The sequence below is a fragment of the Edaphobacter sp. genome, from assembly GCF_035532915.1.
In the GTDB taxonomy this organism is placed as follows: Bacteria; Acidobacteriota; Terriglobia; order Terriglobales; family Acidobacteriaceae; genus Edaphobacter.
The window spans coordinates 1-11,763 of sequence record NZ_DATKQC010000158.1; the positions used below are offsets into that span (position 1 = coordinate 1).

The following is an 11,763-nucleotide window of genomic DNA, read 5'->3' on the forward strand; positions in this document are numbered from 1 at the left end:
GCGTGAGATCTCCTGTTTGAAGATAGCGCTTATGTTCGGCATAGTCTGCTTTCTTGCGGAGCTGCCTTTCTGGGGAGGTTGCGGCGGGGGTAAATCTTGAATTGGATACGTCCGCAGGCGGCACGCACCCGCGAATTGCACAAAATGATACAGGAGAATGAGCTCCGAAGTGTCAGCGTCATGCCGCGGCAAACTTGATTCTCAGTGAGGATTGTCTGCTTTGGCCCGCGCACATACGCACTCACCAAGGCGCCGACAGCCGGTCCACGACGTCTCGCCGAGCCAGCACTTTTGAACACAATTCCCATCGATCCTTGTCGGGGTCGATGGACTCCTGGTACCGCATTTCGAAAACGTCATGCGCCTTCTGCCGAAGATGGATGTATTCGTCCATCATCTCTTCCAGCTTCTCGACGCTTTCTGTCCAATCATCTTCGATTGTGTCTGGCAGGCCACCGAGGATGTCGTACCGATCCTTCATTCGGCGCGACAGAACCTGATAGACCTTCTCGTCTTGAGTGTCGTGATAGACGAGATTAAGCATGTCCACCGTGCGCCGTGCCTGGCCGAAACGCTTGATGCGCCCCAGTCGCTGTTCGAGTCGCGCCGGATTCCAAGGTAAATCGACATTGATGAGCGTTCCAAGAGTTTGCAGGTTCAGGCCTTCACAAGCCGCGTCGGTGGCTACGACCAATCGGATCTCGCGCTTCTTCACGGAATTCTTAATTTCGTCGCGCCCAACGGACGCAAAATCGTCGCCGCGGAACATCCCGCTCTTCCCGGCGCCCGCATAGACGCCCACCGGTTCTCCAGGCAGCAACTTGGCCAGTTCCGCGCCGAGCGAATAGACGGTGTCGTAGTACTGGCTGAATACAATGCAACCGTGCTCCAGCCAGGTCTTGCCCTCGGTGCGATGCTCGGTGAGGAAGTAACGGACAGCGGCGAGCTTGGGGTCGCGGGCTTCCGGGCGCGCGAGTTCCGCTGCGATGGTGCGCAGATACCCTGCCTCGTCGGGGGTCAGCGCGCTGAGTGCCTCTTCGATGTCCTTTGCCTGCTCCTCATCATCGAGAACTTCCCGGCGTAGCATCCTTTCCGCGGTTGATCGGCCGGAGGCAAAACTCGAACAAATTCTCTGCAAAAGCAGTGTCTTCATAAACCCGGCCGCTTTGGTGCGCTTCTTGAGCGCCGCGGTGAACGCTTCAGCAGCCTGGTAGGCGAGATCAAAAGGCAGGTTTGTGAGCAATCCCAGACCGCTGAATCCGACCCCCGCGTACGCGGCTGCGGAGGTATCTGGGTCCGGATGGATGTCCACACCGACCCGCTCCAGGAGCCCGGTGTTTTCCAATGTCTGCCGACGGCGCAAGACGGTATGGCGGACGATGGGGTTGTGCTCTCGCAAGAAACCAGGCGCGAGGGCTTGCGCGACCGCCTGCTGTTCCAGAAATCCCAGCGAACCAAAGCCGCGATCGGTAAAGAATGTCTGGTCGGGCAGCCCCAGTTGCAGCCGCAGCGTGGCAAACAGTGCGTCCTCGCGGGCGGGGGGCAAGGGGTTCCGCAGCCACTCCCAAACGTCCTTTTCATCCGCCGGCGTCTCCTCGCCTTTCACGACAGGTAATGCTCTTTCCCACTCCGGCCAGCGACCAAACAGCTCTCGCCCGAGAACGAAATCGGCGCCAGCATTGAGGATGCGCAGCAGATCCCACAACTCGCGTACCTCGGTCTGGATCGGCGTGGCTGTTCCGAGCAGAAGGTTCCTGGTGCGAGGACCTATCCGAAGCATGAAATCAAGCAGGTTGTTCGGCTCCTCCTTCTTCGGCCCCAACCCGCCATGCCGTCGCGCCTTGTGTGCCTCGTCGAGTACGACCGAGCCATACTTACACTCGAGCAGGTAACGACGTTCCTCCGAGTCATGCACGATCAGACCGGTTGAAACAATGGCGATACGAAACGGGCAGCGCTTGATGTCCTCAGGGCCGCGCGTCTTGACGATATGGCCTTTCGGATCGATCCACTCCTTCTTGGTTGACGACCATACGGCACTCGGGATGCCGAGCTTGTCCATCATTTCCACCTGCCACTGCACCGTTAAGGTCGAAGGGCATAGGATCAGCACGGGGCCGTCATCGAGCAGAGCCGAAATCATCGCGCTCGCCGCGAGAGACAGCGTCTTGCCAACACCGACCTCATCGGCGAGCAGAAGGCGCGCTTTCCCATAGGTCTCCCGGTGCTGCAGGAACATGGTTACGAACGAGCGCTGCCACGGCTGGAGCTGTTCACCGCCACGGTAGATCGGGCTTTCGGCCAGCGCGGCGGCGGGGAGTTCTTCAAGCGTCGCCTCTTCGAAGCGGATCTCCACGCGATCAGCAACGCGTTTGATTTCCTCGATGATGGCATCGGGCAGCGGATAAGCGTCCTTCCAGAGCGCCTCGAACTCCTCCTCCACCCATGTGACGCCTTCTTCAGAAGTGTCCTCCCACAGAATTTCGTAATTTTGAGCGAAGGCACTCCTGGTCTCATTGATAGAACCCAGAAAGCAGGTCTTCGATCCGTCGGCTCCTTCGATGACCCCTGCCTTGCCGTGAACAAAGACTCGGTCCTTCGGTACGACGCGGATCTCGACCCGCCCGCTGGCCAATAGGTCGTACAGTCGACGATAACGTTCCCGGTGAAGCAATGCCTCGACCTCGGACGGCGCTTCGTTCCAGCGTTCCTTCAAAGCAGTCTCGCGGACATGCTTCGATACCACGACATCCGCCGCGTCCAATTCGCTGTTGCAAACGATCTGCACCTTGGGGACTGCTGCGATTTCCTCGCCCACCAGTTCGAATATGGAACTGCGGAAGTAGCCTGCGATGCGCTTGTAGGATTGGGCCTCTTTCAGCCTGGCGCTGAGGAAGGCGTGGTCAAGGCGCTCACGCCGGGAGGAGAACCGGCGAATTTCAGTCATAGCCTTGAGTCCCTGGTCGGCTTTGTGATACGAGATTGACCCTGCGCTTGACGCTGAGCGGCATCCCCAAGTTTCTGTCGCTCGCTTTCCTGGAGGCAGACTGGAACAATCGCAGCGGCAAGACGTATCGCGACTGGAAACCAGCCACCGCCCTCAAAGGCCGCGACCAATTCCTCGGGAACGACCATTAGGTACTGAACGCGGCCACCAATGGGAATTGCGTTCTTCAGCGCAAGTAGCTTGAGTGCGTCCATTGCCAATTTGCGGTGTTGACCTGCCTTCAATTTGCCAATACGTGCGTAGCACTCTGCGATGACGACCTCACCAGCATGTGTCTTCCAAACAGCGTCTGGTTTCGCCTTTTGCCAGACTGGTGGAAGGCCAAGCTCCAAAGCGATCGCTTGCCAATCTGCGGGCGTCCAATCTCGATGCTGCTCAGCCAACCGTTGAAGCATCACCAGTTCAATTTCGCGTTGAACACTGCTATTGCTGGGATCGTGATCGTCCTTAAGGAGTGCGCTCATTTCGCGAAGCCCGTCGCTCACCCAAGCCGCTGGTTCTTCACCAGTTCGCGCAGCACGCGCGCGGCGCTGGCTTCATCGGGGCGCAGGCCATCAAGACGCTTCGCAAGGTAATCGGCCAGTTCCACCGACAGTTCGCGCTGGGTCATGTCGCCGTAGTAGTTCGCAATATTGAGCGTCAGGTGCGCCAGAACCTCGTTACCGTCCACGTTATTCATGAGTTCCATTACGGCGTAGAGCACCGCACGCAGTACGGACTGGTGCAACTCCGAGCCCATGCTCATTTCGGCTCGCCCGAATTCCATGGCGCTCTTAAGCCGTGCGTCATTCGCCTTCTGACTGGCCAACAAGGGCTTGAAGTCATGCACCTTGAAGGCTTTGGCAAAGTTCTGATAATTGTCGAGCGTCTTTGCTCCACGCACTTCCATGTCGAGCATCTTGAGGTAGAAACGCTCTGCACCGGAAAGCTTGTCCCAGTGTGCCCTGATGATTCCTTGAGGCACGAGGCATTGGTTAGCAGTATCCACGGCAAAAGTGATTAGGCCATCTACGAAGGTAGTTTCGCCCTTCACCCGCGGTCGGATCGCTTCTGCGGTCATATCCCGCCCATCGATCATGGCGTAGCGAGTAAGCACACGGAGCGCCGCTGCGTAACCTGCCATTTGAATGTCGGCGTCCTCGAATACGTTTTCGTCGCGGTAGAGGCCCTTCGCGTCCTGGTTGAGGCCAGCGAGTGCCTGCACCTGTTTGTCGACCTCCTCCTGTATCTCCCACGCGAGATCGTCGCGGCTAGTTTTTTGAATACCGTGGCGCTTGCGCAGGACCAGAAGCACGGTGCCTTTGACGTAGCTCCCCTCGCGCAAGGCGCTGTCGGTCTCGGTGACGACGTACCAAGCTGCTGTGACGTGAAGCCCAGCGGCCCAGACGATATTCGCCATGTCTGCCCAAATGGAACCCGACTGATGGGTAAACATGATCACCTGAATGCCATTGTCCGGCATGTACTCGGTCATCCGCTTGTATGCGGCGACCATACCTCGTCGGAAGTCTTCTCCTTCCCCCTTTATAGCAAGCGACCGGCGGCTGTCCCAGACCCACTCAGCGAATTCCGGCGGCGGATTCTTGCGCAGCCAAGCGACAAAAAAGTCGAGAATCTCCTCATACCTAACTGCATCGCCATAGGGTGGGTCCGTCACGAACAAGTCAACCGGTATATTCCACTGGTCTGCGGATAAGGCCATCACTTTTGCGTCCGCTGCAATTGGGCTTTCAACAACGTCTTCCAAGAGGTAGGTCTTGGCGAAAGAGAATGATCGGACACCGTATGCGAAAAGCGCATTAAGCGCCTGGTTGTAGAACGTTTGGGCCACCGACTCCCGTGCGGCGCCGGTCCCATACCTACAAAGCTTCGAGGACCAGTCAGAAAGCCTTGCAAGAAAAACTAGCAGTGGAGCAACAAACGTATCGGACCGCTCACGTATGTTCTTGTTTGTTAAACCGAGAAGCAGCAATTGCCTCGGAGAAAACAGGTGGTGCCAGTGCGTCCAACCACGGGTTTTGATTAAGCTGAGCCCTTCATAGCGTGGTGGACCACCTGGCTCGATCCGCATGTCGGGAACCCAGCCCTTAGCTTGCCATTCCGCCAGATGCTCTTCGATGTAGCTTTCGACGATCCGCTCGCGCTCCAAATCTTCGGCGGTAGCTCCGCGGTACTCGTACTCCACCCCCTTTCCATTTTTCTTCGGACGCACCCACTGGACGCAGTAAAGGCGCTCTTGGTAGATGTCGTCGACGTGGGGTTTGAAGTCATGCTTTGCCCAGAGCCGCACTCGATTACCGATTGTTCCATCTGGCTTCTGGTAATCACCACGTAGTGTAGATATCTTGGTCTTGTAATCCGCCCCACCCATGCGGTGGATCAGATACGCTTCGTCGAATTTCCCCTCGCGGCCTAAAGTACCTTGAGACCCGGCATTCGCCATGTCATTTTCTGTAACACCAGAGCGAATGACGATGTCGTAGCGCTTCCGTTCGGTGTCCGGTATCAACTCAGCGATGGCGTGCTTGCCGCGACTGATAAGAAGCGACGGAATGAGCGGAACAGTCCATCCAGATTGAGGGCAGCGCGTTTCAAGGCAATACAGAAAAGTCTTCGGGCGCCAACCTTGTCCGTCTGTTTCAACCCCAAGATTACTAATCTCCTCCTCTACTTTTTCGACTAAATCTACCTGGCACCGTTTCAGGTCCGCGTGCGCCTCGTGAGATCCGCCGACAATGTGAAACGCACCCCAAGTGAGCATGCACGCTACCGGGTTAAGATCAGATGCGAAAACATCAAGACCCAGACGAGCTGCCTCGAATGGGATTTGACCAGAACCGCTAAATGTATCGGCCATCCTTGGCCGGTGGCCGTATCGCATGACCCCAAGCTGCTCGACCAGTTCTGGGAACGATTGTGATTGCGTACCTAGGTGTGCGTTGACCGCATCCCAGATATGGTCGTGGACGAAGGCGAGGACTTCCTCAGGTCTGTTCGCCTGATCCACTCGCTCTCGGTAAGGTGTATGGGGGAGCATTTGTGCTTCAAGTCGTCGTCGCTCCAGTTCGCTGATGTCTTTACGCCAAGCTACCTTCACTTGGGAAAATTCTGGAATAGGCCAATCTACAGGTGCAAAGGTTGGCAGCACTCCGCTCGGCTCGACCACAAAGTAGTCGTCGATCTGGGCGATGGAAAGCCCTGCGAGAATGTCCTTTGGTTTTGGCCGTCGCTTCCAGCGCGCAGCGAAGGACTCGTCGTCCATCCCCATCAGCTTCTCAAATATCTCCAGGTCGCGCGCTGGGTCGCTGGTAGCCGGTAACAAGCAGCCCAAGATGCAGGCCTTGTTAAGAATCAGCGGTTTGCGACCCTTCCAGTAGCTGCCAAGTGTGGTCAGCGTTTTCCCCTGCTTTCCTTCTTGCTCCTTATATGCCTCTGCCGAAAGTTTCTGGACTGGAAACAGCCGCTCAATTAGCGCGGGCGCATCCTTCAGCGCGAACGGGGTTACCGGCGAACTCACTTCGAATCCTCAAACAGTGGTAACTCGAAAAGGTCCTTCTCGACGGGTCGCGGCCGTCGCTTGCGGGACACAGGTTTCTCGCCGTCGGATAGCGCGAGAAATAGCGCACGCCGCCATCCGCGCTGCGTGTCCTCGGGCATCCCCGCTTCGGCAACGGTCATGGCAAAGAGCCACCAACGTTCTTCTGGGCGCAGTGCGGCCCACTTGCTGCAAATGACAGCAATCTTGTCTTCGCTTGCCGTCTCCGCCGCCCACGCCAGCACGCACAACTCCTTGCCGAGCAGCCGGTCCACCAGGTTCGTGCCGGTGTGCCAGCGGCCTGTGAGAACGCCAGCGGCCTTGAGGCGGTCATTAAATTCCCGGCGCGCTATATCGGCGATCGCCGACCACACTGGACGCGGCAGGATTACACGCTCCTCTTCGCGCGGAATGCCTCCCTCCTGGCCCCGGTAGCCATAGTCCTCGACGATAACGACCGACTCGTTCCGAGCCGCCGCGATTTCGACACGAAAGAGATGCGCGCCATAGGCACCGGGCGCTCCGAAATCAATGGTTTTCGGCCGCTCGCTCACTGTTCTACGTCCCCTTGCTGCAGTTCAATACCAAGCTTTCCCGCGAAGTCCTTAAGGTCGTGACCTGAAGCGAAGTGAGCCTTGCGGAAGGTCATCGTGACCAGTGTGTCCGGCGTAAATTTCTCGAGCACCTTGACGAGTAGCGCCTCGATGAATGCGGCGTCCACTGCGATGTCGCCAATGTTGACGCCAATCATCTGGTTGCCCTGACCCACCGTGAGCGCGATGCCCTCGAAGGTTGCGGATTTCTCAGTCGCCTGCTTCAGCCCCTCGAAAGTCTTGCCTCGCGAATCCAGCTTGCGACCGGTACGGGAAACCAAGCGCCCGGGCTTCACGTCGTCGATCTGCACGCCCTTCTTTCCCTTGGCAGCGAAGCGGAACTCGGCTTTCGTCTCGATCCCGTCTTCTTCCGCAAACGCACGTAAAAGCACCTCGCCGTCCCCGATGGCGATAGGTCCGTCGTATGCAATGCCCTCGCGCGGTTCGCTGCCGTCCAGCGTGTAGCGGATCGACCCTTTCGGGGCGACGAATAGCTCGACGCTGCGCTTTCCGCCCTTATCTGAAAGTTGATTACGAAGCGTAAGGTTATTTGACCAGGTCACCGGATCGCCGGTCTCATACTGCCCAGAGACATCGCATACGAGGAAACTCACCCGCAGAGCGCTCGTTACGTAGGGGTTCTCCTTCAGTTGTGCGCTCGAATCGGAAACAGGCGCTTCCTCGGCGTAATGGATGCGCGGCGCAGGACCGGCGTTCTGCGGATTAATACGTAGGCGCACCTTGCCTTCGTCGCCAAGCTCTGGCTCGGCAATCACCTGGGCCGAAGTGCGCTTCTTTTTGGGCTTCTTCGTGACGTACCCGTTGCCAAGGTCTTCCCAAAGGGCTCGGTTGCAAGCAATGGACTTGAGCGTGTCAAGCCCCTTGGGGGGCAACCACGGCATGCCGGCCTGCTCGGTATAGCGGTCGGCAACATCGGACCAACGCGCTTCGTCCTGGTTCTCCGGCCACAAGAGGTCCTGCGCCTTGTCGCGGATGGCGTCAAACTCCTTCTCCACGTCAAGGAACAGCTTCAGCGGGTTGGAGGCCAGTGTTTTCTCAATCTGCTCCTCGCCGTTGAATGGCTTGGTTGCGTCACGCGTCATGTCCAATGCTTTGGACGCAAGCTGGGCTGGCTTACCTGCGCGCTGGATCGGAAACAGGACCTTGTCGAAAAGGTTGAGGATGGTGGAATTGAAGTCCTGCTCGTAGGTCTGCTGCTTACGCTCAAGGTCGTCCCGCTGCGGATGGCCCTTCGGGATGCGTCCATCGGCCTTCTGCGCAGCAAAGAACTGGCGTGCGGCCTTTTCCACGCTGCCCATTGCGGTCTTGTCGCCGGTGAGTACGCACAAGTTGTTCTTCTGGCTGAGGCCCTCGAAAAACTTCTGCACTTCGTCCGGCGGGATTTTTGAATCCGGGCTAACTACGAGCAGTACGCGCCCCTTTCGGACGCGATCGGCAACCTCTTCCAGTTTTGGCAGGGGCAGTACGTCCTCGTAGCTGGTTCTGCGAGCTGGTTTGAACATGTCGCGCAGGCGGTGCCGAATCAGGTCATCCACCTGGTTCTCGGGCGCGTCGTGGGCCAGGCTTTGCAGGAGCTTGGTGAGGTTTTCCTGCCGATCGAAGTAGTAGCGGCCCTCTGGTGTGTGGTGGACATACCAGGCCACTTTCTCCAATTCCTCGAAAGCCGCCAGAAAATCCGATGGTTCCCGTAGTGGTGAAACAAGACACTCGACCATTTCCTCGCGAGTGAGACCCTTCACAGCGTTGACGGCGGTGGATAGGCTCGCGGTGAGCAGCAGCGCGCCAATCTGCGTCGCCGCTTCCTTGCCGGTTTGCAGGTCGATGATCTGCGCGTGTGCAGATTGCTGTGCGTCCCAGAGATCCTTGGCGATGACATCGCGCATTCCGGATATCTCGGTGAGCTTGTCTCGTACCTCGGGCACCGATAAATCGAAGTGCTGCGGGCCGATGAGGAAAACGTCGTTAGCCTGACGGTCCCAGACCGACTTGAGCAAGCGCGAAACGAGTTCAATCAGGCCGCGCGTCTGCTTGAACTGTTCATTCTCCTTGAAAAGCGCGATGACATTCTTGAGCCGCGGATGAAAGGGGTAAGTGGCAGCGATCTCGTCCGCGATGGCCTCGGCTCCACGATTGGCAGTCTTGGATTTGGCGGCCTCTTCCAGCTTCCGGCCAAATGCTTCTGCGATGTCGCCGATTTCGGCCTTGTCGGGAAGTGTTTTGAACAGACGCTTGCGCAGAATGTCGTAGATCTCGTTGGCAGCGAGGTCAACGGGCGTAATGCTCCGCTCCTGCCGGCCGAGTTCGGAGCGTGCGTCTTCGAGTGCCCGGTAAATGAGCTTCGCACCGGTGTCATAGGCCGCTGCCAGATCAGACACAACGACGCATACGTTCTTCTTCTTGCCTGCTGCTGTAAGGAGATTGGCGAATGCCCTGGTGGCAATGTCGGCGACGGTGCCGTTTCCCACCTTTTGCGTGTCGAGGTAGTGAAAATACGGCGGCATCTCATCCAGCAGGATAAGGACGGGCTTGTCGCCTTCGAAAAGCTTGAGCCAGTCCTTTTCGTCCGGCGCCTTCGGGCCGCTGGTCCAGAAAGCCTTGAACTGCTCACCCTTACCGAGCTGATTCGCGATCTCGCCCCAGAAAAAGTGGTCGGGATTATTGCGGCCGTTAAAAGCCGCGATGCTGGCACTCTGGAATGCTGAAGCGTTCGGCATCCCGGCGCAGTGAGTCTTGCGCAGCCCCGGATGCTTGGCGAGCAAACCAAAGCCGACAAGCAGGTGAGTCTTGCCACCGCCCATGGCCTGTTTGAGGTGGAAAATCGCCTGCGTCGAAGCGCCGGCCAATCGCGCTGTGCCCTCACTAATCAAGTCCTGCATGCCCTGAGTGATGTGCGTCTTCTCGAAAAAGGCGGCACCGTCGCCCTCGGTCGCAATCAGGTCGTCGAGTCGCTCGATCTGGTCGCTGAGCTTGATGGCAAGGGCATTCGGCTGCAGCTGGCAGGCGTCGCGGACGGTTTTCATGCGGCTGTATCTCCTTAGAACGTCTTACACGCTACTTGACATCGACAATCCGTCCCGGCGCCAACGCGGAACTATCAATCGATGCCAGCACGTGCTGGTTCGCAAGCGCAAGCTGGAACTCTGTCTCGCTTAAGCGGTGGTCTTGGGAGCAATCGACCCCCCACCGACGGAGCGCGTAGCCGGCCACCGCCGCGCGGCACTTGACCAGGAGCGCCCCTGCTCTCATCCCATAGTCGGCTTCCACCGCGCCCTTGTGCTTGAGCCTCGGATGAGGAATCAACTGGAGCACTACCGTGCGGTTCCACTGCTCGTCCGCCTCTCCTCGCTCGTGGCGCGCCGCCTTATCCGCGTCAATCACGGCGGCCTTCGATAAACGCGTGATTACGAAGTCGGAAAACCGGCTGCTGTTGCGGTCAAAGGCGCGCACGTGCCAGCGCTGGCCGTTGTCGATCAACGCGTGCGGCACGATCTGTCTGCGCGTGTTGCCGCTGCTCAACGATACGTACGTCACCTCCAAAATCTGCCTGCGATAGATCGCCCGCGTTACCACCGCCAATTCACCGAGCCGCGGCTGGCTCAGGCTCTCGACGGCGGCTGTCGGCAGCCCTTGCGGATGCGGCAAGCCGTCTCCCAAACCCGACCGCAGCCAGTACATCACCCGCTCCGGCGTCCGGCCAAAAATCAGCTTGAACTTCTCCCCCGGCAGGTACGTCTTGGCCTGAAAATCGTAGGCCAAATTTCCCGGCGCGAGCTCCTTGTAAAGCGCCAAATCCCGGCTGGCCTGGATTGAGGCCCGTGAAAAACGCTTGGCAACGTCCGCCCTCCTCAGCTCGCCGAGAAAATAGAGCCTAGCCTCGATAAACGAGAGCCTCTCGACCTGAGACGGTGGCACGTCCTTCAACTTCGCCGGCACCGGGTTCAACCTAGACATCTGCGCAGAGCATCCGCTCCAAGGGCACAAGATCCTTCAACCGTATCGTCATGATAACAATTCTGGTACGATTAAGCTAACCGGGGCTTCTGCCTGCGCGGCCTCCGATGTGGGAGGATTCGGTGCACCAAATCCCGATGAACGAGGTGTCGCCAGACTTCGCCGAGTGCTGGCAGGCCGCTGGACGGCACCTGCACAGCAACACGGTCAGGGCGCGATCAACTGGCTGCCCCTCTGGCACGGCCACGGGACGTACGTCAGCCACGAAGGGCTAAAACCGGGGGCAAGCGTTGGCCATTAGGGATCAGCTCGCGGCGGCGGCTTCTACGAGTTGCCAGCGATCCTGTCGAGAGCAGGTGTGCGATCGTGACTGAAAACTGGCTCCATTCGTACTTGTTCGATTCGGTCCAAAGGAACCTGTGCACGCGGATTTACTGCACCACATGCGGGGCAATGGAATTTCGCCAAGGGGTATTTCACGCTCTGGCCAAGGCAACAAACAAGCCACCGTCGGCGATTCGTGACCGAGAAAGCACAGTTGAGATAGCGCAGGTCCTCGCTGCCGTTCACCCGAGCAGTGCCGACATTGGTCGGCTGGAGAATGCAGCTCGCTGCCTAGTGTTCGATGTCTGCCACACGATTGGCGAAGGCGAGGT

At 58.3% G+C, this 11,763-nt stretch carries 7 protein-coding genes; 2 read left to right on the top strand and 5 right to left on the bottom strand.

The features are described 5' to 3' along the window. Positions 1–241: 241 nt before the first annotated feature. A complete protein-coding gene (locus tag VMU57_RS07615; protein WP_325382080.1) occupies positions 242–2,947 on the bottom strand; it encodes a phospholipase D-like domain-containing anti-phage protein in 2,706 nt (901 codons plus the stop codon). Between the two features lie 35 nt (positions 2,948–2,982). On the opposite strand from VMU57_RS07615, the gene VMU57_RS07620 reads away from it, so the two are divergent. Then, on the top strand, positions 2,983–3,138 hold the full coding sequence (locus VMU57_RS07620; RefSeq protein WP_325382082.1) for a hypothetical protein: 156 nt from the start codon (positions 2,983–2,985) through the stop codon (positions 3,136–3,138). Positions 3,139–3,488: 350 nt separating this feature from the next. On the opposite strand, the gene VMU57_RS07625 is transcribed toward VMU57_RS07620, so the two are convergent. From VMU57_RS07625 to VMU57_RS07640, 4 genes are read right to left on the bottom strand one after another with little or no spacing between them, the layout of a single operon-like run. Continuing rightward, positions 3,489–6,524 (bottom strand): anti-phage-associated DUF1156 domain-containing protein, encoded by a 3,036-nt coding sequence (locus VMU57_RS07625; RefSeq protein ID WP_325382084.1) that lies wholly within the window; start codon positions 6,522–6,524, stop codon positions 3,489–3,491. Further along, positions 6,521–7,096 carry an anti-phage-associated DUF3780 domain-containing protein gene (locus tag VMU57_RS07630; RefSeq protein WP_325382086.1) on the bottom strand — a complete coding sequence of 192 codons (576 nt, stop codon included), beginning with the start codon at positions 7,094–7,096 and terminating at the stop codon, positions 6,521–6,523. The genes VMU57_RS07625 and VMU57_RS07630 overlap by 4 nt, the downstream gene beginning before the upstream one ends. Then, positions 7,093–10,176, bottom strand: a complete 3,084-nt coding sequence (locus VMU57_RS07635) for an anti-phage-associated DUF499 domain-containing protein (protein ID WP_325382088.1) — start codon at positions 10,174–10,176, stop codon at positions 7,093–7,095. The genes VMU57_RS07630 and VMU57_RS07635 overlap by 4 nt, the downstream gene beginning before the upstream one ends. A 31-nt stretch (positions 10,177–10,207) precedes the next feature. Beyond that, on the bottom strand, positions 10,208–11,107 hold the full coding sequence (locus tag VMU57_RS07640; protein WP_325382090.1) for a WYL domain-containing protein: 900 nt from the start codon (positions 11,105–11,107) through the stop codon (positions 10,208–10,210). Positions 11,108–11,560: 453 nt separating this feature from the next. Between VMU57_RS07640 and VMU57_RS07645 the strand changes: the two genes are divergently transcribed. Beyond that, positions 11,561–11,763 (top strand): hypothetical protein (locus VMU57_RS07645; RefSeq protein ID WP_325382092.1); only part of this gene is annotated, 203 nt, incomplete at its 3' end.

Coding starts and splice junctions, on each gene's coding strand:
- VMU57_RS07640 (WP_325382090.1), bottom strand. CDS start 11,107: ATGTCTAGGTTGAACCCGGTGCCGGCGAAGTTGAAGGACGTGCCACCG.
- VMU57_RS07615 (WP_325382080.1), bottom strand. CDS start 2,947: ATGACTGAAATTCGCCGGTTCTCCTCCCGGCGTGAGCGCCTTGACCAC.
- VMU57_RS07635 (WP_325382088.1), bottom strand. CDS start 10,176: ATGAAAACCGTCCGCGACGCCTGCCAGCTGCAGCCGAATGCCCTTGCC.